Annotated in this window: 20 protein-coding genes; 15 read left to right on the top strand and 5 right to left on the bottom strand. The window is 70.3% G+C overall.

Annotated features, from left to right (window positions below; genetic code table 11):
• Positions 1-70 precede the first annotated feature (70 nt).
• Complete coding sequence (locus VIL67_RS12460) at positions 71-229, bottom strand: hypothetical protein (RefSeq protein WP_332049221.1); 159 nt, start codon at positions 227-229, stop codon at positions 71-73.
• 127 nt (positions 230-356) lie between these two features.
• Here VIL67_RS12460 and VIL67_RS12455 point away from each other — a divergent pair, with 127 nt between their 5' ends.
• From VIL67_RS12455 to VIL67_RS12430, 6 genes are all read left to right on the top strand, one after another.
• The gene (locus VIL67_RS12455; protein ID WP_332049220.1) at positions 357-1,067 is read left to right on the top strand and encodes a Crp/Fnr family transcriptional regulator; all 711 of its coding nucleotides are present in this window, start codon (positions 357-359) and stop codon (positions 1,065-1,067) included.
• Positions 1,068-1,143: 76 nt separating this feature from the next.
• Positions 1,144-1,686, top strand: coding sequence for a hypothetical protein (locus tag VIL67_RS12450; protein ID WP_332049219.1), 543 nt, complete (start codon positions 1,144-1,146; stop codon positions 1,684-1,686).
• Positions 1,687-1,699: 13 nt separating this feature from the next.
• On the top strand, positions 1,700-2,875 hold the full coding sequence (locus VIL67_RS12445) for a zinc-dependent alcohol dehydrogenase (protein WP_332049218.1): 1,176 nt from the start codon (positions 1,700-1,702) through the stop codon (positions 2,873-2,875).
• A 77-nt stretch (positions 2,876-2,952) separates the two neighbouring features.
• On the top strand, positions 2,953-4,227 hold the full coding sequence (locus tag VIL67_RS12440) for a dicarboxylate/amino acid:cation symporter (protein ID WP_332049217.1): 1,275 nt from the start codon (positions 2,953-2,955) through the stop codon (positions 4,225-4,227).
• Positions 4,228-4,287: 60 nt separating this feature from the next.
• Entirely contained in the window at positions 4,288-5,067 is a 780-nt protein-coding gene (locus VIL67_RS12435; protein ID WP_332049216.1) for an acyl-CoA thioesterase domain-containing protein, read from the top strand.
• A gap of 42 nt (positions 5,068-5,109) precedes the next feature.
• A complete protein-coding gene (locus VIL67_RS12430; RefSeq protein WP_332049215.1) occupies positions 5,110-6,270 on the top strand; it encodes a pyridoxal phosphate-dependent aminotransferase in 1,161 nt (386 codons plus the stop codon).
• Here the strand turns inward: VIL67_RS12430 and VIL67_RS12425 are convergent.
• A complete protein-coding gene (locus VIL67_RS12425) occupies positions 6,255-6,530 on the bottom strand; it encodes a DUF1294 domain-containing protein (RefSeq protein WP_332049214.1) in 276 nt (91 codons plus the stop codon). The two genes, VIL67_RS12430 and VIL67_RS12425, sit on opposite strands and share 16 nt — an antisense overlap.
• A gap of 124 nt (positions 6,531-6,654) precedes the next feature.
• On the opposite strand from VIL67_RS12425, the gene VIL67_RS12420 reads away from it, so the two are divergent.
• Positions 6,655-7,488 carry an MBL fold metallo-hydrolase gene (locus VIL67_RS12420; protein ID WP_332049213.1) on the top strand — a complete coding sequence of 278 codons (834 nt, stop codon included), beginning with the start codon at positions 6,655-6,657 and terminating at the stop codon, positions 7,486-7,488.
• 96 nt (positions 7,489-7,584) lie between these two features.
• On the opposite strand, the gene VIL67_RS12415 is transcribed toward VIL67_RS12420, so the two are convergent.
• Together VIL67_RS12415 and VIL67_RS12410 are read right to left on the bottom strand one after the other, a co-directional pair.
• Entirely contained in the window at positions 7,585-8,196 is a 612-nt protein-coding gene (locus VIL67_RS12415; protein ID WP_332049212.1) for a hypothetical protein, read from the bottom strand.
• Between the two features lie 23 nt (positions 8,197-8,219).
• Positions 8,220-11,882 (bottom strand): hydantoinase B/oxoprolinase family protein, encoded by a 3,663-nt coding sequence (locus VIL67_RS12410; protein ID WP_332049211.1) that lies wholly within the window; start codon positions 11,880-11,882, stop codon positions 8,220-8,222.
• Between the two features lie 62 nt (positions 11,883-11,944).
• On the opposite strand from VIL67_RS12410, the gene VIL67_RS12405 reads away from it, so the two are divergent.
• From VIL67_RS12405 to VIL67_RS12370, 8 genes are all read left to right on the top strand, one after another.
• A complete protein-coding gene (locus VIL67_RS12405; protein ID WP_332049210.1) occupies positions 11,945-12,640 on the top strand; it encodes a TerB family tellurite resistance protein in 696 nt (231 codons plus the stop codon).
• 101 nt (positions 12,641-12,741) lie between these two features.
• The gene (locus tag VIL67_RS12400) at positions 12,742-13,032 is read left to right on the top strand and encodes a hypothetical protein (RefSeq protein WP_332049209.1); all 291 of its coding nucleotides are present in this window, start codon (positions 12,742-12,744) and stop codon (positions 13,030-13,032) included.
• Positions 13,033-13,234: 202 nt separating this feature from the next.
• Positions 13,235-13,528: a putative quinol monooxygenase gene (locus tag VIL67_RS12395; protein ID WP_332049208.1), complete on the top strand. Its 294-nt coding sequence runs from the start codon at positions 13,235-13,237 to the stop codon at positions 13,526-13,528.
• Positions 13,529-13,535: 7 nt separating this feature from the next.
• Positions 13,536-14,759, top strand: a complete 1,224-nt coding sequence (locus tag VIL67_RS12390; protein ID WP_332049207.1) for an acyl-CoA dehydrogenase family protein — start codon at positions 13,536-13,538, stop codon at positions 14,757-14,759.
• Positions 14,760-14,842: 83 nt separating this feature from the next.
• Entirely contained in the window at positions 14,843-16,435 is a 1,593-nt protein-coding gene (locus tag VIL67_RS12385) for a M10 family metallopeptidase (protein ID WP_332049206.1), read from the top strand.
• A 70-nt stretch (positions 16,436-16,505) separates the two neighbouring features.
• Positions 16,506-18,110, top strand: a complete 1,605-nt coding sequence (locus tag VIL67_RS12380; RefSeq protein WP_332049205.1) for a M10 family metallopeptidase — start codon at positions 16,506-16,508, stop codon at positions 18,108-18,110.
• 105 nt (positions 18,111-18,215) lie between these two features.
• Positions 18,216-21,077 (top strand): type I secretion C-terminal target domain-containing protein, encoded by a 2,862-nt coding sequence (locus tag VIL67_RS12375; protein ID WP_332049204.1) that lies wholly within the window; start codon positions 18,216-18,218, stop codon positions 21,075-21,077.
• Between the two features lie 79 nt (positions 21,078-21,156).
• A complete protein-coding gene (locus VIL67_RS12370; protein ID WP_332049203.1) occupies positions 21,157-21,633 on the top strand; it encodes a hypothetical protein in 477 nt (158 codons plus the stop codon).
• A 13-nt stretch (positions 21,634-21,646) separates the two neighbouring features.
• On the opposite strand, the gene VIL67_RS12365 is transcribed toward VIL67_RS12370, so the two are convergent.
• Complete coding sequence (locus tag VIL67_RS12365) at positions 21,647-22,924, bottom strand: cytochrome P450 (protein WP_332049202.1); 1,278 nt, start codon at positions 22,922-22,924, stop codon at positions 21,647-21,649.
• Positions 22,925-22,933 lie beyond the last annotated feature (9 nt).

Genomic DNA, 22,933 nt, shown 5'->3' with positions numbered 1-22,933 from the left:
ATCTCTCCCCGTCCGGGGGAGAGATAGGTGAGACCGCGAACGCCGTCTGCTCAACTTCCGACATAGGGCGTCAGGCCATTTCGTCCCGGGATTGTGGCGCGCGGCCGCTGCGCGCCTCGGCCGCGCAGCGGGTCAGCCGACGGGCGGATTCCTCGGCCGCCTCCGGGGTGAGGGAGACCGCCACCCCGTTCGGCCCCAGGACCACCACCTCGCCTTCCACAGCGCTCACGCCCATAGGTTCTGAATACGCTTCACTCACGTCAGCCACCGTCAGCGTCCTAAAGCGGCGGACAAACCTCCGACGCCGGCGGGACGTTCCCCCTGAAGCCAAGCCGGCCCTCGCGCGTTTGGCCGCCATGGCCTGGGACAACCACTTCCTAGACTCGCTGGCCCCGGAGCAGATCGAGCGGCTGCGGCCGCACCTGAGCGAGGTGGAGCTGGAACGGAACACCGTCCTGGACGAGGCCGGCGAGGTGATCTCCGACGTCTACCTGCCGGTGGACTGCATCCTGTCGATCGTCACGGTGATGCGCGACGGGGCCCAGGTGGAGAGCCGCACCATCGGCCGCGAGAGCGGGCACGGCCTGTTGCACGCCCTGGGCTCGCCGGTGTCGTTCGAGCGGATGGTCGTGCAGGTGAGCGGGCGGGCCTGGCGGCTGCCGCTGGAGCAGCTGCGCGAGGCGGCGATGGCGGACCGGGACCTGACCCGGTGCGTCGTCCACCACGCCCAGGCGACGATCCTGCAGGCGGCGCAGTCCACCGCCTGCAACAGCCTGCACCCGGCCGAGCAGCGCCTGGCCCGATGGCTGCTGCTGACCCAGGACCGCCTGGACTCACCGGTCCTGCCGCTGACCCAGGAGCACATGTCGATCATGCTGGGCGTGCAGCGGACGACCGTCACCGCCATCGCCTCCGAGCTGCAGGCCCGCGGACTGATCTCTTATGTGCGCGGCAAGGTGACGGTGGCCGACCGGCCGGGCCTCGAGCGCACGTCCTGCGAGTGCTACGCCGCCATCCGGCAGGGGACCGAAGCCATGCTGGGCCACCCGCGGCGACCCAAACCTTAAATTGTGAGGCCCCCGGAACATTCGGCGGCGGAAAGGCCTTCCCGGGCCGTCGGGGCTTAGACGGGAGCCTTTTCGCATGAGCGTAGCTGACACCTACAGCGCCAGAGGGACCGCGCCCGGATCGGGCTCCCCCGGCAACCACTCGCGGCTGGCCGAGCCCAGGAGCTTCGGCCTGCCGCCGCGGATGAACCTGCCCATCGGTCAGCACCGGGCGAGCCTGTTCGCCGACCGCGTGCGGGCCAAGCCGGCGGTCTTCCCGCAGCTGTCCTTCATGATCGGCCAGACGGCCGTGGGCCTGGGCATCTGGGGCACGCTGTTCCCCAATTCGGTGAAGCGGACGCTGGGCATCGACGCCTCGAAGGGGACGGTGGCCACGCTGTTCGGCGGCCGCGAGATGTGGAGCGGCGTGTCGCTGATGAGCGACCCGACCCGGTCCGAGGTGCTGTGGGCGCGGGTGGCGGGCGACATCTTCGACATCGCCGTCCTGTCGTCGCTGTCGAAGTCGGACAACCCCAAGAGCGGCAACGCCAAGGCGGCGCTGGGCCTCGTGCTGGCCGTGACCGCCCTCGACCTCGTCACCGCGGTGCGCATGAGCACCGTCAAGCGCACCTGCGACTGAGGAGCCGCGTCCCATGAAAGCGATCTGCTGGCAGGGCAAGAAGGACCTGCGCTGCGAGGAAGTCCCCGATCCGATCATCGAGGATCCGAAGGACGCCATCATCAAGATCAGCTCGACCTGCATCTGTGGCTCGGACCTGCACCTGATGAACGGCTTCGTGCCGACCATGTGCGTGGGCGACGTGCTGGGCCACGAGCCGATGGGCGAGGTGGTCGAGGTGGGTCCCGAGGCCCGCGCGCGCGGCCTGAGCGTGGGCGACCGGGTGGTGGTCCCGTTCCAGATCACCTGCGGCGAGTGCGAGCAGTGCCGGAAGGGCAACTTCTCGGTCTGCCAGGTGAGCAACCGCAACGCCGACCTGGCCAAGACCTTCTTCGGCGACACCACGGCAGGGCTGTTCGGCTATTCGCACATCACCGGCGGCTATGCCGGCGGCCAGGCCGAGTACCTGCGGGTGCCCTACGCGGCGACCACCTGCATCAAGGTGCCCAAGGCCGGCGAGGACGAGAAGTACCTGTTCCTGTCCGACATCCTGCCCACCGGCTGGCAGGCGATTGAACAGGTCGGCGTCGGCCCCGAGGACAGGGTGGCGATCTGGGGCCTGGGCCCCGTCGGCCAGATGGCGGTGCTGTCGGCGAAGGTGCTGGGCGCCAAGCGGATCATCGCCATCGACGACGTGCCCGAGCGGCTGGAGATGGCGGCCGGCCTGGGCGCCGAGCCGCTGAACCGCAAGGGGATCAACGTCATCCAGACGCTGAAGGAGATGACCGACGGCCACGGCCCCGACGTGGTGGTGGACGCTGTGGGCATCGAGGCGCACGGGCCGACCGCGGTGCTGGAGCTGATCGACAAGGTGCAGACCGCCTTCAAGCTCGAGACCGAGCGGCCGGTGGCGCTGCGCGAGGCGATCATGGCGTGCAAGGCGGCGGGCCGGGTGTCGGTGCCGGGCGTCTACGGGGGCATGAGCAACGCGATCCCCATGGGCGCCCTGATGAACAAGGGCCTGACGCTGCGCACCGGCCAGACCCACGTGCGCCGGTATGCCGACGACCTGCTGCGGCGGATCGACGAGGGCGAGATCGACCCCACCTTCGTGGTCACCCACGTGGCGCCGCTGGGCAAGGGCCCGGACCTCTACAAGATCTTCCGCGACAAGCAGGACCGCTGCATCAAGGTGGTGCTGAAGCCGTAGGCCGAAGCCCATCCCTCCCCTGAGCGGGAGGGATGGGCTAGGTTCGCCGCGCTTCGTCGCCGGGGGACCCTCGTCACATGCTGAAATCGCTGAGCGTCCGGGTGCTGATCGCGCTCGTGGCCGGGCTGGGGCTGGGCGCGGCGGCGGCGGCCTACGGCGGCGATGGCGTGCGCAGCGTGGTGACCGGCGTGGAGTCGGTGGGCACCCTCTGGCTGAACGGCCTGCGGATGACCGTGGTGCCGCTGCTGTTCTCGGTGCTGGTGGTGGGCATCGCGAGCGTCGCTGATGCGGCCGCCACCGGCCGGCTGGCGGTGAAGGCGCTGGCCTGGTTCCTGTTCTTCGTCCTGGTGGGCTGCGCCTGGACGATCGCCTTCGGCTACGGATTTTACGCCTTGTTCCCGGTGAGCGAGACCGGGGCGGCGGCGCTGAGCGCCAGCGCCCCGCCGCCGCCGCCCGAGGTGGCCGCCACGCCCAACTTCGGCGAGTTTGTAAAGTCGCTGGCCCCCACGAACCCGATCAAGGCCGCGGCGGAGGACTCCATCCTGCCGCTGGTGGTGTTCGCGGGCTTCTTCGCCTTCGCCGTGACCCGCCTGCCGGAGCGGCGCCGGATGGCGCTGACCGAGTTCTTCGACAGCATCTCGCAAGCCATGGTGGAGATCGTCCGCTGGGTGCTGTGGGCGGCCCCGATCGGGGTCTTCGCGCTGGGCCTGGGCGTGGGCCTGCGGGCGGGGGTCGGCGCCGCCGGCGTCATCGGCCACTACATCGTCGCCGTGGTGCTGGCCCAGGTGGGCATCACCCTGTTCGCCTACTTCGTGGCCGTGGTGGTGGCCCGGGTGCCGTTCTGGACCTATGCCCGGGCGCTCGCGCCGGTACAGGTGACGGCCTTCGCCACCCAGTCGTCCATCGCCTGCCTGCCGGCCATGATCGAGCAGAGCCGCGACGCCCTGAAGGTCCCGGACCGGGTGACCGGCCTGGTGCTGCCGCTGGCGGTGTCGGTGTTCAAGCTGACCAGCGCGGTGGCGAACCTCGGCGTGGCGATCTTCGTGGCCAATGTCTACGGCGTCGACCCGCAGCCGATGCAGTGGGCGGCGGCGGTGATCATCGCCGTGGCCATGAGCGTGGCCTCGGTGGGCCTGCCCGGCCAGGTGTCGTTCTTTATGAGCACCGGGCCCATCTGCCTGGCGCTGGGCCTGCCGCTGGAGCTGCTGCCGATCCTGATCGCCGTCGAGGTGATCCCGGACATCTTCCGCACGCTGGGCAACGTCACGGGCGACATGGCCGTGACCGCGATCCTGGCCACGGACCGCGAGGCCGGGGCCCCGGCGGACGAGGCGAAGCCGGCCCTGGGCTAGGCTGAGACGATCCCGCAGGGATTGCTCCGCGGCGCGAAGGTCCGGCATGGTCGCCGCCGCATGAGCAATGAACCTTTCTTTCGAATCGACGGGGAGCATTACCTCCCCACGCCCGCCTGCCGGGGACCCTGGGATCCCAACTCCCTGCACGGCCGGGTGATCATCGGCCTGCTGGGGCACGAGATCGAGCGGCTGCACGGCGACCCGGCCTTCATCCCCGCGCGGCTGACCGTGGACATGTACCGGCTGCCGGACATGTCGCCGGTGAGCGTGACCACCCGGGTGGTGCGCGAGGGGCGGCGGATCAAGGTGATCGACGCCGAGTTCATCTCGGGCGGCAAGAGCGCCGGGCGGGCCACCTGCCAGCTGCTCCGACGGACCGAGCCGACGCCGGGCACGGTCTGGAAGCCGGACAACTGGGATGCGCCGAGGCCGCCCGACATCCCGCCGCCGGAGGACCGCCGGGCCGGCATGGGCGGCATGTGGGCCATGCGGCCGATCACCGGCGCCTTCGGCACCGTCGGGCCGCGCCGCACCTGGATGAGCGAGGTCCGCGAGATGGTGGAGGGCCGGCCCTGGACGCCGTTCGGCCGCGTGGCGGTGGCGGCCGACTTCGCCAGCCCGTTCGCCAACGCCGGCGACAAGGGGCTGGAGTACATCAACTCCGACATCACGGTTTACCTGCACCGCGAGCCGGTGACCGAGTGGGTGGGCTTCGAGGTGATCAACCACGGCTCCGCCGACGGCGTGGCGATCGGCGAGTGCTTCCTCTACGACGAGCAGGGCCCGATCGGATCGGCGTCCTGCTGCGCGCTGGCCCAGGCGCGCAAGCTGGGGTGAAACCCTCTCCCTGCGGGAGAGGGGATGGGGTAGATCCGCCCCATGCATCCGCCCGTCGCGCGTCCTGAGGTCCAGGCTCTTCGCAGCTCTCAGATCCGGGCGGTGGCGAACGCCGCGCTGGGGCAGGCGGACGTGCTGCCCTTCTGGTTCGGCGAGGGGGACCTGCCCACGCCGGAGCCGATCCGGCGGGCGGCGGCGGAGGCCCTGCTGTCGGGCCGGACCTACTACACGCACAATCTCGGGCGGGCGGAGCTGCGGGACGCGCTGGCGGCCTACCTCAGCCGGCTGCACGGCCGCCCCATCGGCTCGGAGCGGCTGGCGATCACCTCCTCGGGGGTCAGCGCCCTGATGGTGGCCGCCCAGGCGGTGGTCTCGCCCGGCGACCGGGTGGTGGTCACCGGTCCCGTGTGGCCCAATGTGGCGGAGATCCCGCGCATCCTGTCGGCGCAGGTGGAGACGGTGGCCGTGGAGGCGAGCCAAGGCCGCTGGCGGCTCGACCTGGACCAGCTGATGAGCGCGCTGACGCCGGACACCCGGGCCCTGTTCCTGAACTCCCCGAACAACCCGACCGGCTGGACCCTGCCGGCGGAGGACCGGGGCACGATCCTGGCGCGCTGCCGCGAGCACGGCATCTGGCTGGTGTCCGACGACGTCTACGAGCGGCTGACTTTCGGCCGCGACCGGGCGCCCTCGTTCCTGGAGCTGGCGACGGACGAGGACCGGGTGATCAGCACCAACTCCTTTTCCAAGGCCTGGCGGATGACCGGCTGGCGGCTGGGATGGATGGTCATGCCGCCGGCCCTGGTGGACGCGGTGGGCGTGCTGCTGGAGTACAACACCTCCTGCGCGCCGGATTTCGTGCAGGCGGCGGCGGTGACGGCCCTCGAAAAAGGCGAGGCGCACGTGGCCGAGCTGCGCGACGAGCTCATCCGCGCCAAGGACCAGGTGCTGGAAGGCCTGCGGCGGATTCCCGGGGTCGACGCGCCCGAGCCGGACGGGGGGATGTACGCCTTCTTCCGCATCGCCGGCTGCACGGACTCCGTCCAGTTGGCCAAAGACCTGATCGCAGAGGCGAAGCTCGGCCTGGCGCCCGGCGTGGCGTTCGGCGACGAGGGCGAGGGCTGGCTGCGCTGGTGCTTTGCCGCGCGGCCGGAGAAGAACGCCGAGGGTCTGGCGCGGCTGGCCGCCTACATGAACCGGTAGACCGCGACGGCGCCGGCAGCCACGCACTGGCCCCAGACGATCAGGCGCAGCCAGCCGCCGAAAGGCTCCTTGCGGGTCTTGTGGCGGAACACCGGGCGAGCGAGCAGGGCGCCTGCCGACCCGCCGAGCGCGGCCACGGTCAGCAGGGTCCGCTCCGGGATGCGGCGGCGCTCCGTTACGGCGTAGTGCTTGTCCAGGCCGAAGGCGACGAAGGTCGCCACGTTGAGGGCGGCGAAATAGGCGACGGCGGCGGGCCACATGGCGGCGGTATAGCGCGCCGCTTAAGCTTCCGCTGCCATCGAGAGGCGCAGGTGGAACGCGCCCGCCAAATGACGCGCTCCGGAACGGCGCCGCTGGGCTGCGGTTACGCCGGCCGGAGGACGGATGCGGATCCATCACATCAACTGCGGGACGGATTGTCCCTTCGGCGGCGGCCTGTTCGACGGGCGAAGCGCCGGACCCTTAGGCCACCTGGTCTGCCACTGCCTGCTGATCGAGACGAACGAGGGCCTGGTGCTGGTGGACACCGGCTATGGCCTGAAGGACGTGCGCGACCCCTTCCCGAGGCTCAGCCGGCCGTTCGCGGCCATGCTCAACATCCGGCTGCGCGAGCAGGAGACGGCGATCCGCCAGGTGGAGGCGCTGGGCTATTCGCCGGCGGACGTGCGGCACATCGTGCTGACCCACCTGGACTTCGACCACGCCGGCGGGCTCGAGGACTTCCCGAACGCCACCATCCACGTGATGGCGGCGGAGCTGGAGGCCTTTCACCAGCGCACGGGCTTCGTGCCTCGAAACCGCTACCGCCCCATGCAGCTGGATGAGGTGCGCAACTGGCGGCGCTACGCGCCCGACGGCGAGGGCTGGTTCGGATTCCAGGCGGTGCGCCAGCTTGAGGGCCTGCCGCCGGAGATCCTGATGGTGCCGCTGAAGGGGCACACCTGGGGCCACGCCGGCATCGCCGTGGACACCGGCGACGGCTGGCTGCTGCACGCCGGCGACGCCTACTTCTACCGCGACGAGGTCCGTCGGCCGGACCGCAAGTGCACGCCAGGCCTCAGGCTCTACCAGAACATGATGGAGGTCGACCGGCGCTCCCGGCTGGAGAACCAGGCGCGCCTGCGCGAGCTGTCCCTGGACCAGGGGGCGGGCGTAAAGATGATCTGCGCCCACGACGTGGTGGAATACGAGGCCGCCCGCGCCGGGCGGCCTCTCTGAACACATCCGCTCATCCCGGCGAAAGCCGGGACCCATGCGGACTTCGGCTTGATCCGACCTCGGCTTGGGCCCCGGCTTCCGCCGGGGTGAGCGGAGCTATTTCGGAGCGTCCGCCGCGGCGCTGTCGGCTGCGGGCGCGGCGGCCTCGGGGGTCTCCTCCAGGGCGTTGACCTTGAAGGTCGCGCCCATGAGCTTGGCGCGTTGCTCGAGATTGCTGGCCACGCTTTCGCACTTGGCGGGAAGGGCCCAGCTCATCCACATCTGGGCGACCGTGGCCTTCTTGGTGTCGGGACCGTGGTTCCAGATGCCGCGGCCCTGGCGGACGGCGGCGGCGCCCTGCTGATTGATCGGGCGCAGGCTGGCCTTCTCGGCGGCGGTGAGCGCGGACTGGAACTCCACCAGCTTCTTGCGGCCGTAGGCCTGCTGGTCGGCGTAGACCTTCATGTCCTCGGCCAGGGTGCGACCCGGTGGACGGAAGGCGCCTTCGATGCGGCGGACTTCCGGGATGACCTCGTCGTGCAGGTCGAGGTAGCCGCGCAGGGCGCCGTAGCACCAGGCCACGAACGGGTAGTCCTCCTTGGGCGCGCCGGTGGGGTGGCCCGTCGGCGCGGCCTCGGCTGCGGCCGGCGCGGCGGGGGCGGTAGCCGCAGCGGCGGCCGACGAAGGGTCCTGCGCCAGGAGGGCGAGGGCGAGAGCGAACGCGGTCATACCGTCAGTCATCATCCTGAATTTCAGCGATTTTCGGGCGCCGCGCGACCGAACCCCCCGCCCCCCGCGGTCTCGATCTCGATGACGTCCCCTGGCTTCACTGTAACGGAGAAGCAGCCGGGAAGTTCTCTAGCCGCGCCCGTCGCCTCGATCAAACGCTGCCGCCCGGGCCGGGCGGGCGCCCCGCCGGCCAGGCCCTGGGGCGCGTGGTCTCGCCGGGAGGACAGCAGGGCGGCCTCCATGGGCGCCAGAAAACGGATGCGCCGGACGGCCCCGTCGCCCCCGCGCCGGGCGCCGTCGCCGCCCGAGCCGTGGCGGATCGCGAAACGCTCCACCCGCACCGGGAACCGCCGCTCGAGGATCTCGGGGTCGGTGAGCCGCGAGTTGGTCATGTGGGTGTGGACGGCGCTGGCCCCGTCGGCGTCTGCGGTGGCGCCCGCGCCGCCGCAGAGGGTCTCGTAGTACTGCCGCTGCTCGTCGCCGAAGGTGAAGTTGTTCATCGAGCCCTGGGCGTTGGCCATGATCCCCAGCGCGGCGTAGAGCGCGTCGACCACATGCTGGCTGGTCTCGACATTGCCGGCCACCACCGCGGCGGGTGGCCGGGGGCTCAGCATGGAGCCCTCGCGGGTGAGGATCTTCAGCGGTTCCAGGCAGCCGGCGTTCAGCGGGATGTCGTCGTCAACCAGGGTGCGGAACACATAGAGCGCCGCCGCGTCGACGATGGCCGAGGGGGCGTTGAAGTTCGAGGCGAGCTGGTCGGCGCTGGCGGTGAAGTCGAGCACCGCCTCGCCCGCGGCCGAGTCCACCGAGGTGCGCACCACGATCTCGCCGCCGCCGTCCATCGGCACGCGGGCTTCGCCGTCGGACAGCCGGCCGAGCGCCCGGCGCACCGCCTGGGCGGCGTTCTGCTGGACGAAGCCCATGTAGCGGGCCACCGCTTCGCCTCCGTGGGCGCGGATCATCTCGGCGACGGCTGCGCCGCCGGCCTGGCAGGCGGCGATCTGGGCCTTCAGGTCGGCGAGATTTCGTTCGGGCGCGCGGGCAGGGAAGGGACCGGCCGCCAGGGCCGCGCGCACCTCCGCCTCCAGGAAGCGGCCGTCGCGCATGATCGGCAGGGCGTCGAGCAGCACGCCCTCCTCGTCGATGGTCGTGGAGAACGGCGGCATGGAGCCCGGCTGCACCCCGCCCACGTCGGCGTGATGACCTCGGGCTGCGACGTAGAAGGTGGGCTGTTCGTCCTCCCGGGCCATGAACACGGGCATGACCACGGTGATGTCGGGCAAGTGGGTGCCGCCGGCGTAGGGGTTGTTCAGGGCGAAGGCGTCGCCGGGGCGCAGCTGCGGGTGGCGGTCGCGGACGGCGCGGACGCTGGCGCCCATGGAGCCCAGGTGGACGGGCATGTGCGGCGCGTTGGCCACCAGGCCGCCGTCCACGTCGAAGAGGGCGCAGGAGAAGTCGAGCCGCTCCTTGATGTTCACCGAATGCGCCGTCCGCTCGAGGGCCGCGCCCATGGCCTCGGCCACGCCCATGAAGCGCCGGTTGAACAGCTCGAGGGTGACCGGGTCGGGCTTGTCGAGGGCGATCTGCTGGCGGGCCGCAGCCGAGGTGCGGGTGAGGCGGATGAGGCCGTCGGTGTCGGCCGTGGCGCGCCAGCCCGGAAGGACCGCGATCTGGGTGTCCGGGCGGACCACCAGGGCCGGCCCGTCGATACTCGTGAGGGCCTCGGCGGGGATGACCGGGGCGTCGCGCCAGGCGCCGTGGGCGTACATCGACACCTTCTCCCCTTGCGGGAGAAGGTGGCCCGCGGAGCGGATCGGATGACGGGTCGCGCCGGACTCATCGGGCGCCGCCTCCGCCGTGAGAGTGGAGCGGGACCCCTCATCCGTCAGCCTGTGGCTAACACCTTCTCCGGCAAGGGTAGAAGGGGCGCTCACCGCCTCGGCTTCCACGGCGGCGATGAGGATGGTGCGGTCGGGCTCGACGAAGCCGAAGAGACGGTGGTGGGCCGCCTCGAACTGGGCCTTGGCGGCGGCCGGATCGTCGGCTTCGACGGGGAGCTCGGCGTCGGCGCCGTCGTAGCGCAGGCGAAGAGTGCGCCGGACGGCGCCGGCCTGGGCGCCCTGCTCGGCGAGGGCGGCGCGGGCGTCGGCTTCGACCTGATCCAGCAGGCCACGGGCTGCGGCGAGGCCGTCGTCGGAAAGCGGCTGCTCCAGACCGGCCTGGCGCAGGGCCGTGACCTCGGCCTCGCCGATGCCCCAAGCGGACAGCACCGAGCCGTAGCGGGGGCAGAGCACCTCGGTGACGCCGAGAGCTTCGGCGGTCTGGCAGGCCACCTGGCCGGCCGCGCCGCCGAACGCAGTGAGCGCGTGCTCCCGCGGATCGAAGCCGCGCTCGGTGGAGATCCGGCGCACCGCCTGGGCCATCTGCTCGACGGCCACGGCGACGAAGCCCTCGGCCGCCGCCTGGACGCTCTCGGCGCCCATGGCCCGGGCGAGCTCGGCGAGCCGGGCGCGGGCGGCGTCCGCATCGAGCGGGCGGTCGCCGGCCGGGCCGAAGACGCTGGGGAAGAACCGCGGGTCGAGCCGGCCCAGCACCAGGTTGGCGTCGGTGACGGCCGCCGGGCCGCCGCGGCCGTAGCAGGCGGGGCCGGGCACGGCGCCGGCGCTGGCGGGGCCGGCGCGCGCGCGCATGCCGTCGAAGGCCAGCACCGAGCCGCCGCCGGCCGCCACCGTCTCGACGTCCAGCATGGGCGTGCGCAGGCGGGCCCCGGCGACGCGGGCGGTGTCGCGGCGCTCCAGCCGGCCAGCGAAGCGACAGACGTCGGTGGAGGTGCCCCCCATGTCGAAGCCCAGCACCGCCTCGCGCCCGGCCTGGCGCGCCGTCCGCGCCACGCCGACCACCCCGCCCGCGGGGCCGGAGAGCACGGCGTCCCGACCGCGGAACGCCTCAGCCCGCACCAGCCCGCCGGCCGAGGTCATGAAGTAGAGCGGGGCGCCGGCCACCGCGTCCGCCACCTGGCGGACATAGGCCTGCAGGATGGGGGTCAGATAGGCGTCCGCGACGGTGGTCTCCGCTCGGGGCACGAACCGCGGCAGGGGAGAGACCTCGTGGCTGAGCGCGACGAAGGCGAAGCCCGCCTCGTGGGCGAGGGCGCCGGCGGCTCGCTCGTGCTCGGGGTTCAGATCGGCGTGCAGGAAGGCGATCGCGGCGGAGGTGTAGCCCTCCGCCACCGCGGCGCGCAGGCGCTCGGCGAGCGCCTCGCGGTCCAGCGGCGTGACGACGCCGCCATCGGCGGCAAGGCGTTCGCGCGCCTCGATGACGCCCGCATAGAGCGGCTCGGGCCCCCGGATCACCAGGGCGAACAGATCAGGGCGGGCCTGGTCGCCGATCACCAGAACGTCGGCGAAGCCTTCGGTGGTGACAAACAGGGTTCGGGCGCCGGCGCGTTCGAGCAGGGCGTTGGTAGCCACCGTGGTGCCCATCTTGATGGCCGCCACCCGGTCGGCCGGGAACGGGGCCCCGGGGGCGACGTCGAGGACGCGCCGCATGCCTTCCACAGCGGCGTCCGGGTAGGCGGGGGAGGCGGAGAGCAGCTTGGTCGAGGTCTCGAAGCCGTCGGAGGTGCGGCCGATCACGTCCGTGAAGGTGCCGCCGCGGTCGATCGAGAAACTCCACCGCCTGTCCAAAACTTCATTCTCCGAACGATTGTCACGGCGACGACATACTCTTAAGGCTTGGGCTTAACCCGATGAGCTTCTGGCGCAAAATCGCAGGGCTGGCGGTCCGCAACCTCGACGAGGCGGAATGCGCCGAATGCCCGCCCGGCCTGCCCGGCGAGGATCCCGCCTTCTCCACGGCGGTGACGGCGCTGGGCGCCAAGCTGGCCAAGGCCGACGGTGACGCCCACGCCGACGAGTTCGAGGCGTTCGCGCACGTCTTCCAGCCGGAGGACGGCAGCCAGGGCAATGTGCGGCGGCTCTACCAGCTGGCGCGCCAGACCACCCGCGGCTTCGAGAGCTACGCCCGGCGCCTGGCCAAGCGCTACCGGCATTGCCCGCAGATCCTGGAGGATGTGCTGGACGGCCTGTTCTATGTGGCGACGTCGGACGGCGCGGTCACCGCCGACGAGCTGGCCTACCTGGAACGGGTTTCGGAGCTGTTCGGCCAGAGCCCGCTGACCTTCCGCCGGATCAAGGCGACCCACCTGGGCGCCGAGCAGGGCGATCCCTATGCGGTGCTGGGCGTGGCGCACGACGCCAGCGACGCGGAGGTGCGCGCCGCCTGGAAGGCGGTGCTGTCCGAGGCCCACCCCGACCGGGCGCGTGGCCGTGGCCTGCCCAGCGAGTTCATCGAGGTGGCCGAGGCCAAGGCCGCGGCGATCAACGCGGCCTTCGACGCGATCATGCGCGAACGCCGCAGCTTCGCCTTCGAAGGCGCGGCGTAAAGCCCAAATCGGGTTGTTAACGCTCATAGATTATTGACGACGGGAACCGCGGGGCCGACATAATCGGTTTAAGCCCTCGCCCCGAGGGCACAGAGGAAGCCATGGTGAAAGCGTTCGCCGCCCGGCACGGATCCGCGCTCCGCAGTCTCGCGATGGTGGGCGGCACGCTCGCCACCGCCGCGGCGGTGGTCGTGGGCGCGGTGCTTGCGGTGTTCTTCGCCGCCACGGTGGCGGTGATCGCCATCATGGCTTCGGCGCTGCTGGCCTTCGCCGGCCTCGCCATGCGCGCGCGCCGCACCGCCCGGGCCAAGGCCCGCGCCGACGGCCTCATCGAAGCCCGCCACCTCGGCGGCCACCACTGGGTGGCCTACGGCTGGAACGAGCGTTCGTAGGCGCGGCCTCCACGCCGCTCATCCCGGCGAACGCCGGGACCCAAGCTGACTCACCATCCCATCAAAGAAGGCGCGGCCATCGCGGCGCGTCCGGTTGCGGCTTGGATCTGCCTTTCAAAGGAAAGTGGGGAGGCTAGATGAGCTTGCGGCATCTCCGGCCCGCCACTACCGTCTCGGTTCAAACAGATGTTGGGAGGACGGCATGACGGTTGGGGTGATCGCGACGCTGCGGATCCAGGAGGGCAAGGCCCAGGAGTTCGAGACCTTCTTCACCGAGCTGGCCCAGCAGGTGCGCGCCAACGAGCCGGGCAACATCGCCTACCAGCTCACCAAGAGCCGGACAGAGCCGAACACCTACAAGGTGCTGGAGCTCTACAAGGATCAGGACGCGCTCACCCACCACGGTGGAACCGATCACTTCAAGGCGGCCGGGCCGAAGTTCGCCGGGGTGCTCGGCGGCCGTCCGGAGATCGAATACCTCGACGGCGTGGGGTAGGGCGGCCATGGACCTCGACTTCACGCCTGAAGACCTCGCGTTCCGGGACGAGGTCCGCGCCTTCATCGCCGAGGCCTACGACGACGACATGCGGGCGCGCATGGCGCAGTCGAAGAACGGCCATATCGACAAGGCCGGCCAGGTCCGCTGGCTGAAGCGGCTGCACGAGAAGGGCTGGATCGCGCCCGACTGGCCGGTGGAGCACGGCGGCACGGGCTGGAGCCTGTCGCAGAAGTACATCTTCGAGATGGAGATGGCGCTGGCCGGCGCGCCCAACACCTCGAACATGGGACTGCGCATGTGCGCGCCGGTGATCATGGCCTTCGGCACGCCCGAGCAGAAGGCGCAGCACCTGCCGAAGATCCTGTCCACGGACGTGTGGTGGTGCCAGGGCTACTCCGAACCGGGGGCCGGATCGGACCTCGCCTCGCTGGCCCTGAAGGCCGAGCGGGACGGCGACCACTATATCCTGAACGGCTCGAAGACGTGGACGACGTACGCCCAGTGGGCCGACTGGATGTTCTGCCTGGTCCGGACCTCCAACGAGCCGATCCGGCAGAAGGGCATCTCCTTCCTGCTGCTCGACATGCGCACCCCCGGGATCCAGATCGTGCCGATCCCGACCCTCGACGGCCCGCCCGAGGGCGACCAGGAGATCAACCAGGTCTTCTTCGACAACGTCCGCGTGCCGGTGGCCAACCGGATCGGCGAGGAAGGCGAGGGCTGGACCTACGCCAAGTACCTGCTGCAGTTCGAGCGCGGCAACGCCTATGCGCCGGGCCTGTCGAACATGCTGAACAAGGTCAAGAAGATCGCCAGCCTGGAGCAGAACGGCCGAGGGCAGCGGATGATCGACGACCCCGACTTCCGGCGGAAGCTGGCCGAGGTCGAGATCAAGATGGGCGCGCTCAACGCCACCGAACTGCGGGTCTTCGCCGGCCGCGCCAACGGCGAGGCCATGGGGGCGGTGTCTTCCATGCTGAAGCTGGAGGGCAGCCAGATGCAGCAGGCGATGACCGAGCTGGCTCTGGAGGCGGCGGGGATCTACGCCCAGCCGTTCGTGCGCGACACCTGGGCCGAGCTGGAAGGGCGGACCAACACGCCGCGCGCGGGGCCGGACTATGCGGCCACGGTGGCCCCCATGTACTTCAATTACCGGAAGACCTCGATCTACGCCGGCTCCAACGAGATCCAGCACAACATCATGGCCAAGATGGTGCTGGGGCTCTGACCTGCAGCCTCAGGTAGCGCTCCGCCGCCGATGGTCGCAATGCGGGTGTAGCCGAGGCGAGATCGTCATCCCTGGGGAACGCCTTGCCGGTCTCGACACAGCAGATCATCGACGCGCTCTCGCACCCGCAGTCCTGGCCGGCGGGCGGGCTGACCTACAGCCTGCCTGGCGCGGGCGCGAGCTGGGGCGACTACGGCGCCGGAGACGAGCCCTCGAACCCCGACTACGGCGTGCTGAACCCCGTGCAGGTTTCGGCCTTCCGGGAGGCGATGGCGGCCTGGGACCAGCTGATCGTCCCGACCGTGACCGAGGTGGGCGACGCCGCGCCCGGCCAGATCCGCATCGCCTTCTCGGATCTGCAGGACCATCGCGCCAGCTCGCCCGACACCCATGGCTACACCTTCCTCGGCGCCGGCTCCGGCCGGGCTGGCGACATCTGGCTGGACGAGGCGCTGAAAGGCTCGAGGTTCACCCCGGGCACCGACGACGGCTGGACCCTGCTGCACGAGATCGGCCATGCGCTGGGATTGCGCCACCCGTTCGGCGACGCCGCCGCCCTGCCGGCCGAGTACGACAACCTGCGCTACACGGTCATGGCCTACGAGCCGCCAGTCGACGGCGTGCTGCTGACCGGCCGCACGAGCGCGCAGGGGGTCGGGCTGGACGCCAGCTATGTGCGGCCGAGCACGCCCATGCTGTTCGACGTGGTGGCCATCCAGGCGAAGTATGGCGCGGCCGAGGCGGCGGTCGGATCGTCTACCTACACCTTCGACGAGAGCCGGCCGATCCTGCAGACGATCTACGACACCGGCGGCGTGGACACCTTCGACTTGTCGGCGAACAGCCGTGGCTCGATCGTCGACCTGACGCCGGGCGAATTCTCGAGCATCGGCTATTGGTCGGGCTCGGCGCAGGCGGCCTACTGGGCGAGCGCTCTGGCGGCCCCTTGGTCGCTGGGCTGGCTGAACCAGCAGTTCGCCAAGGCCGAGGTCTACACCTGGAGCCGCAACGTGGCGACGGCCCCAGGCACGGTGATCGAGAACGTGATCGGCGCCGCCGGCGGCGACACCATCAACGGCAACGCGGCCGCCAACCAGGTCTTCGGCCGGGCCGGGGCGGACTCGATTTCCGGCGGGGACGGCGAGGACTATCTGCGCGGCGAAGACGGGAACGACACCGTGGCCGGTGGCGGCGCCTTCGATGACATCCACGGCAACCTCGGCGACGACGTGGCTTTCGGGGGCGAAGGCAACGACTGGGTGGTCGGCGGCAAGGATAACGACCGCCTGTCCGGCGAGGGCGGCGACGACATCGTCTACGGGAACCTCGGCGAGGACACCTGCGACGGCGGCGCGGGCGCGGACCTGGTCCGCGGCGGCCAGGCCAACGACGTGCTGTTCGGGCGTGACGGCGACGACTGGCTGTCGGGCGATCGAGGCGACGACACCATCGCCGGCGGCGGCGGCGCGGACATCTTCCACGGCTCGCAGGACGCCGGGATCGACCGTGTGCTGGACTTCAGCCTGTCCGAGGGCGACCGCGTGCAGCTCGACCCAGGCACGACCTACAGCCTCCGTCAGGCCGGCGCCGACACGATCATCGACATGGGCGGCGGCCACCAGATCGTGCTGGTCGGCGTGTCGCTGACCTCGCTGGGCGGCGCGTGGATTTTCTGACGCGGACGTTTTCGTCAGGAACCGGAAGGATTTCCCGCTAGACTGGCCGAAATTCACGGCGGGGGCCGTCATGCCAGTCACCAACCAGCAGATCATCGGCGCCCTGGCGGATTCCGCCAAGTGGCTGGGGTCGACAATCACCTACAGCATCCCGGGCTTCGGCAGCAGCTGGGCGGGCTACCCGGCCGGCGACGAGCAGGACAACGCCGGCTACGGCGTGCTGAGCAGCGCCCAGGCGATCTCCTTCCGGCAGGCGATCGTCGCCTGGGACCGGCTGATCGCTCCGAGCCTTGTGGAGACCAATGACCAGCAGAACCCCGGGGTCATCCGCGTGGCGTTCACCGACGTGGACGACTTCACCGACGGCGCAGTGGCCTATGCCTACATGCCGCCGGATTTCGGCGCGGGGCCGAGCTGGGCCGGCGACCTGTGGCTGGACGACAGCATCAAGACGCACGCCTTCCAGCCGACCGACGACGACTTCCACACCCTGATTCACGAGCTGGGTCACGCCCTTGGCCTCAAGCACCCGTTCGAAGGATCGGTCACCCTGCCGGCGGAGTACGACAACCAACGCTACACGATCATGTCCTACCACGACGCCGGAGACGCCGTCTGGAAGACGGTGCGCACGGCGGGCTCCGGCCTGGAGCAGAACGGCGCCCTGGTGATGCCGTCCACGCCGATGCTCTTCGACATCGTCGCCATCCAGTCGAAGTACGGCGCCGACGCCGCCGCCGCGGCCGGCGAGACGACCTACCGCTGGAACGAGGCGGCCCCGATCCTGGAAACGGTCTACGACACCGGCGGCTTGGACACCTTCGACCTCTCGGCGCACAGCCGCGCCTCGATCATCGACCTGACGCCCGGCGCGTTTTCGAGCATCGCCTATTGGTCGGCGCAGGCGCAGGCGCAGCACTGGGCCGGCGTTTACGGGGCGCAGAACCTGAGCTGGCTGACCCAGCAGTTCGACAAGGCCGACACCTACGTCTGGAGCCGCAACGTGGCGACGGCGAATGGCACGGTGATCGAGAACGTCATCGGGAGCGCGGGCGGGGACACCATCGGCGGCAACGCCGCCGCCAACAGCCTGTTCGGCCGACTGGGGAACGACTCCATTTCAGGCGGCGAGGGCCAGGACTATCTGCGCGGCGACGAGGGCGGCGACACCCTGGTCGGCGGAGCGGCTTTCGACGACATCAACGGCAACATGGGCGACGATCGGGCCTTTGGCGGCGAGGGCAACGACTGGGTGGTGGGCGGCCGCGACAACGACGAGCTCTTCGGCGAGGCCGGCGTCGACATCGTCTACGGCAACCTCGGCGACGACACCTGCGACGGTGGCGACGCGGCGGACACCGTGCGCGGCGGGCAGGGCGACGACGTGGTCCGCGGCGGCGCGGGCGACGACTGGCTGGCCGGGGATCGCGGCGACGACACGCTTTCGGGTGGTCTAGGCGCGGACATCTTCCACAGCCACGGGGACGCCGGCATGGACCGGATCTCCGACTTCAACCTCGCCGAGGGCGACCGCATCAACCTGCTCGCCGGTTCGACCTACGCCGTGGCCCAGTCGGGGGCCGACGTGGTGGTGAGCATCGCCGGCGGCGCGCAGGTGGTGCTGGCGGGGGTTCAGGTGTCCTCGCTGACCGGCGGCTGGCTTTTCGTCGGCTGACGGAGCTCGGCCCTAGGAACATTCGAAGATCCGGTCTGGTTTTCCGTGCGGCAGCGCAGCGCCGCATCCGCGGCGCACGGTCGTGCGCGCCCGGAGAACCGACGAATGCCCACGCCCGGCCAGGACGGCGAGCTCACCTACTTCACCAACGACGCGGCAGGGCGCCTCCAGGACCCCGCAACGGGCATCGACATGTCGGCCGACGGCCGATACGGCGTCTGGACCGCCGAAGTGAACGGTCTCCACACCGTGGTCCTCAAGGACCTGGTGCGCGGCTGGACGACGACCCTGTGGTCCGGCAACGGGCACACCTTCCACAGCGAGCTCTCCGCCAGCGGCCGCTACATGAGCTTCTTCAGCCACTCCACCGACTTGGGCGGCGGCCGCGAAACGGATGGCGAGGCTGACATCTACCTGCGTGATATCACCAACGGCAGCCTCCATCAGGTGAGCAACCTGCTCGCCTCCCCAGCCTACCTGGTGAGCGAAGCCGACGTGGCTGACAACGCGCGGACGGTTTTCAGCGCCAAGCTCGGCAGCTCATCGGCGGCCGACCAGGTCATCGTCATCGACCCCATCAGCCGCACCACCCTCTACACCTCGACGAACGCCACCGGCGGCGTCCCGAACGGCGCGTCCATACGCGCGCGAATCTCGGATGACGGCCGGTACGTGACCTTCGTCAGCTCCGCCAGCGACCTGGTCGGCGGGGACACCAACGGCGTGCGCGACGTCTTCCGCAAGGATTTGGCCACCGGGGAGTTGGCGCGCGTCTCGATGGGGCCAGGCGGCGCCGAGGCGAACGGCGCCAGCGAGTGGACCGACATCTCGGCGGACGGCCGCTACGTCGTGTTCTCTAGCGCGGCCAGCAACCTCGTCGCGGGCGACAGCAACGGCCGCGCGGACGTGTTCGTCAAGGACCTGCAGACAGGGCAACTCACCCTGGCCTCGCGCGACGGGGGCGGCTTCCAGTTCAGCGTCGACATGTGGCAGCCGAGCATCTCCGGGGACGGTCGCTTCGTGAGCTTCCAGGCAACTTCCGGCAGCAGTCTCTATGTGCGCGACCTGCAGACGGGTGAATTCTACACCTACGATCAGTACATGGGCCCGTTCTACGCCCACTTCGCCGGAAACCTGCTCACCTTCCGCGGCGATCCTGTCTCCGCTGACCTGCCGTACGGCGGCTATGCGGCGGACTTCGACCTGCGGGCGGATCCCGAGGCGAACGTAGAAACCTCCGACCCCACGTTCACTCTTCAGATCGGCAGCGAGAACGTGCTCGCAGTCGGTCGTTTCGCCCAGTCGATCACCGGCAACAATCTCGGCAACGTCCTGACCTCGAACGACTATGGCTCGACCCTGAACGGGGGCGCGGGGGCGGACACGCTGGTCGGCGGCCGCAGCCAGGACGTGCTCACCGGAGGCGCCGGCGCCGACGTGTTCAAGTTCAACGTGCTTCCTTGGGGCGCGGGTCGCGTTAGCGACTTCACGACTGGCGCGGATCGGCTGGACCTTTCGGCGATTTTCCAGGCCCACGGCTACTCCGGCTCCGATCCGGTTGCGGATGGCTGGGTCCGCTTCGAAGCGGACGGCGTCGGCGGCACGCGGGTGATGTTCGACGCCAATGGTCCTGCGAGCGGCGGGGACTATCCGTATCAGGTGACCACCCTCAGCGGGGTGGCGCACGAGGGCCTGACCTGGGCCACCGTCGGCGCCGGCCCGCCCTCGAGCGGGCCGCCACCCGCGCAGACGACGATCGCTTTTTCCACGCCGACACTGGCGCGCCCGGAGGGGCAGTCGGGGGGCGCCGCCTTCGACTTCATCGTCACCCGAACCGGGCCGACGAGCGGCACGTCGCAGGTGAACTGGACGGCGGCCGGCACGGGCGATGTTCGCGCTGACGTCTCCGATTTCGCCCACGGCGGCCAGGAGCCGCGCGGGACCCTGACGTTCGGCCCTGGGGAGACGGAAAAGGTGCTGACGGTGAACGTCTCGGGCGACACCGTCTTAGAGGGCGACGAGACCTTCACGGTCTCGTTGTCCGGGCCCACGGGCGCGATGCTCGGCGCCGCCGTCCGCGCCGTCGGGACGATCACCAATGACGATGCGCCGCCGCCGTCTACCGGCTCGGGGCAGATCTACACGTCGCCCGGCCCGGGCTCGACGCTGGCGGGCGGCAGCGGCGACGATACGCTGAACGCAAGCCAGGGGGCGGACGTGCTGACGGGCGCCGGCGGCGCCGACCGGTTCGTCTTCGCGAAGGAACCATGGGCGCCCGCGCGGATCACCGACTTCGCGCTCGGCACGGACAAGCTCGATCTCTCGGGAATGCTGCAGGCCTCGGGCTACAGCGGCTCGGATCCCATCGGCGACAAGCACCTCTGGATCATCGATGACGGCCAGAACGGCTCCAAGCTCCTCTGGGACCGCGATGCGGCGGGGCCGAGCCCGCAGTGGCCTAACTACTTCCTGCACCTGGAGAAGGTCCCCAGCGCGGGCCTCACCTGGACGCAGTTGAGCGCCAGCGGCGGCAACGGGGGCGGAGAGCCTCCGCCGCCGTCGGGTCAGCCTGGCGTGGTGCTGACCTCCAGCCGCTATGGGGACACCCTAACCGGGGGCGCTGGCGACGACACCCTGATCGCCAGCCAGACGCCGGACCGGCTGATCGGGGCGGGCGGGGCCGACCACTTCGTCTACGGCGACCTGCCGTGGAACGCGGGGCGCATCGCCGACTTCACCCCGGGAACGGATAAGCTCGACCTAAGAGGCATCTTCCAGGACGCAAGCTACACAGGCTCGAACCCGCTCGCAGACGGGACGCTCGCGTTCCGCTCCGACGGCGCCGGCTCGACACAGGTCTACTTCGACCGCGACGCGCCGAACACCGGGGACTGGCCGTTCCTAATCACCACGCTGGAGGGCGTGGCGCCGGGGCAAATCGGCCCCGACGACTGGCTGTTCCGCTAGCTTCGCCAGGATTGCGGCGAAGTAACTGGGGACGAGCCGCCCCGTCGCCTAAGACCACCTGGGCAGTGGGAGGCGGCGGATGTTCTTGGGTTTCGTTGGCGCGGCGGTCGTGGCGGCCGCGCCTTGCGCGCAGCCGGCGGCCAGGGCGCTGGACTTCTGGGTCGGCCGTTGGACGGTGACCGACGCGACGGGCGGCCAGAAGGTCGGCGACAGCGTGGTGGCGCCTGAGTGGGGCGGCTGCGCCATCCGCGAGCAGTTCACCGGTACGGACGGATTCACAGGCGGCAGCCTCAACGCCTTCGACGCGGAGCGTGGCCTCTGGCGGCAGTTTGGCGCGGGCTCGACGGGCGCAGTGCGACTGTTTGAAGGGTCGGTAGGCGCCGACGGCGCCTTGGACCTGCGCTCCGAGGGCAAGGCGCGAGATGGCTCCCCCATCCTCCTGCGCATGGTGCTGCGGAAGGAGGGTGAGAGCGTGCGGCAGACCTCGACGCTCAGCCGCGACGGCGGCGTGACCTGGCGTCCGCGTTACGACTTCCGGTACGCGCCCGCGGCGTAGGTGGTCGCCGGCCTCAGGTGCGGGTCGGGATCAGCACGGGCAGGTATTCATAGCCCTTCACAAAGGGGGAGGGGACGCGGCGCGGCGGGCCCGTGACCTCGATGCGTGGGAAGCGCTTGAGGATCTCCTCCCAGATGATCTTCAGTTGCAGCTCGGCGAGCCGGTTGCCGACGCAGCGGTGGATCCCGAAGCCGAACGACAGGTGCTGGCGAACCCGGGGCCGCTCGATCCAGTAGTCGTTCGGCCGTTCGATCACCGTCTCGTCGCGATTTCCCGAGACGTACCACATGGCCACCTTCTCGCCGGTGCGGATGGTCTTGCCGCCGAGCTCCACGTCCCGGGTCGCGGTGCGGCGCATGTAGGCGAGCGGGGTCTGCCAGCGGATCGTCTCGGACACCATGGCCGGAAGCAGGTCCGGGTTCTCGCGCAGCCGGCGGTCCTGGTCCGGGTTCTGGTGCAGGGCGAGCACCGAGCCCGTGACGGTGTTACGGGTGGTGTCGTTGCCGCCGACGATCAGCAGGATCAGGTTCCCCAGGTATTCCATGCGGTCCATGTTCCGCGTGGACTCTCCGTGGGCGAGCATGGAGATCAGGTCGGGCTTGGGCGGGGCGTTCACCCGCTCGTTCCACAGCCGCATGAAGTAGTCGACGCACTCGTAGAGTTCGGCGCGACGTTCCTGCTCGACCACCTCCGGATCGTCCGAGCTGAACAGGCCCGACTCCGGCCCGGCGGTGGCCACATCCGACCAGCGGGTCAGCTTGCGGCGGTCCTCCCACGGGAAGTCGAACAGGGTGGCGAGCGTCATGGTGGTGAGCTCGATCGAGACCTTGTCCACCCAGTCGAACTCCTCGCCGATCGGGCAGTCGTCCAGGATCGTCGCCGCCCGCTCGCGGATGATCGGCTCCAGACGGGCCAGGTTGGGTCCTGCGACGATGGGACTGACGGTCTTCCGCTGCACGTCGTGCTTGGGCGGGTCCATGGCGATGAACATCGGCAGGGTGAAGTCCTCGGCCGGATCCGGAAGGACGATGCTCGGTTCCGACGAGAAGGCCTCGTGGTCGGTGTCCACGGCCATGATGTCGTTGTAGCGCGTGACGGACCAATAGCCGCCCACGTCTTCCTCGGGTGAGACCGACCAGTGGACCGGATCCTCAGCGCGCAGCCGCTCGAAGTAGGGCCACATGGTGTCGGTGCGGAAGAGCTCGGAGTCCGCCGGATTGATCTCCTCCAGCGGCATTGCATAGGCGGCGTCGCGGGCCGCACGCTTAAGGTCGATGGCGGCGTCGTCCATGGCTGTCCT

The organism is Phenylobacterium sp. (assembly GCF_036563385.1).
In the GTDB taxonomy this organism is placed as follows: Bacteria; Pseudomonadota; Alphaproteobacteria; order Caulobacterales; family Caulobacteraceae; genus Phenylobacterium.
The sequence above is the reverse complement of the archived record's forward strand: the minus strand, read 5'-3'. Positions and strand labels throughout refer to the sequence as shown.

Excerpts from the sequence above, each read along its gene's own strand:
- VIL67_RS12455 (WP_332049220.1), top strand. The coding sequence starts at position 357 with ATGGCCTGGGACAACCACTTCCTAGACTCGCTGGCCCCGGAGCAGATC.
- VIL67_RS12450 (WP_332049219.1), top strand. The coding sequence starts at position 1,144 with ATGAGCGTAGCTGACACCTACAGCGCCAGAGGGACCGCGCCCGGATCG.
- VIL67_RS12445 (WP_332049218.1), top strand. The coding sequence starts at position 1,700 with ATGAAAGCGATCTGCTGGCAGGGCAAGAAGGACCTGCGCTGCGAGGAA.
- VIL67_RS12440 (WP_332049217.1), top strand. The coding sequence starts at position 2,953 with ATGCTGAAATCGCTGAGCGTCCGGGTGCTGATCGCGCTCGTGGCCGGG.
- VIL67_RS12435 (WP_332049216.1), top strand. The coding sequence starts at position 4,288 with ATGAGCAATGAACCTTTCTTTCGAATCGACGGGGAGCATTACCTCCCC.
- VIL67_RS12430 (WP_332049215.1), top strand. The coding sequence starts at position 5,110 with ATGCATCCGCCCGTCGCGCGTCCTGAGGTCCAGGCTCTTCGCAGCTCT.
- VIL67_RS12425 (WP_332049214.1), bottom strand. The coding sequence starts at position 6,530 with ATGTGGCCCGCCGCCGTCGCCTATTTCGCCGCCCTCAACGTGGCGACC.
- VIL67_RS12420 (WP_332049213.1), top strand. The coding sequence starts at position 6,655 with ATGCGGATCCATCACATCAACTGCGGGACGGATTGTCCCTTCGGCGGC.
- VIL67_RS12415 (WP_332049212.1), bottom strand. The coding sequence starts at position 8,196 with ATGACCGCGTTCGCTCTCGCCCTCGCCCTCCTGGCGCAGGACCCTTCG.
- VIL67_RS12405 (WP_332049210.1), top strand. The coding sequence starts at position 11,945 with ATGAGCTTCTGGCGCAAAATCGCAGGGCTGGCGGTCCGCAACCTCGAC.
- VIL67_RS12400 (WP_332049209.1), top strand. The coding sequence starts at position 12,742 with ATGGTGAAAGCGTTCGCCGCCCGGCACGGATCCGCGCTCCGCAGTCTC.
- VIL67_RS12395 (WP_332049208.1), top strand. The coding sequence starts at position 13,235 with ATGACGGTTGGGGTGATCGCGACGCTGCGGATCCAGGAGGGCAAGGCC.
- VIL67_RS12390 (WP_332049207.1), top strand. The coding sequence starts at position 13,536 with ATGGACCTCGACTTCACGCCTGAAGACCTCGCGTTCCGGGACGAGGTC.
- VIL67_RS12380 (WP_332049205.1), top strand. The coding sequence starts at position 16,506 with ATGCCAGTCACCAACCAGCAGATCATCGGCGCCCTGGCGGATTCCGCC.
- VIL67_RS12375 (WP_332049204.1), top strand. The coding sequence starts at position 18,216 with ATGCCCACGCCCGGCCAGGACGGCGAGCTCACCTACTTCACCAACGAC.
- VIL67_RS12370 (WP_332049203.1), top strand. The coding sequence starts at position 21,157 with ATGTTCTTGGGTTTCGTTGGCGCGGCGGTCGTGGCGGCCGCGCCTTGC.
- VIL67_RS12365 (WP_332049202.1), bottom strand. The coding sequence starts at position 22,924 with ATGGACGACGCCGCCATCGACCTTAAGCGTGCGGCCCGCGACGCCGCC.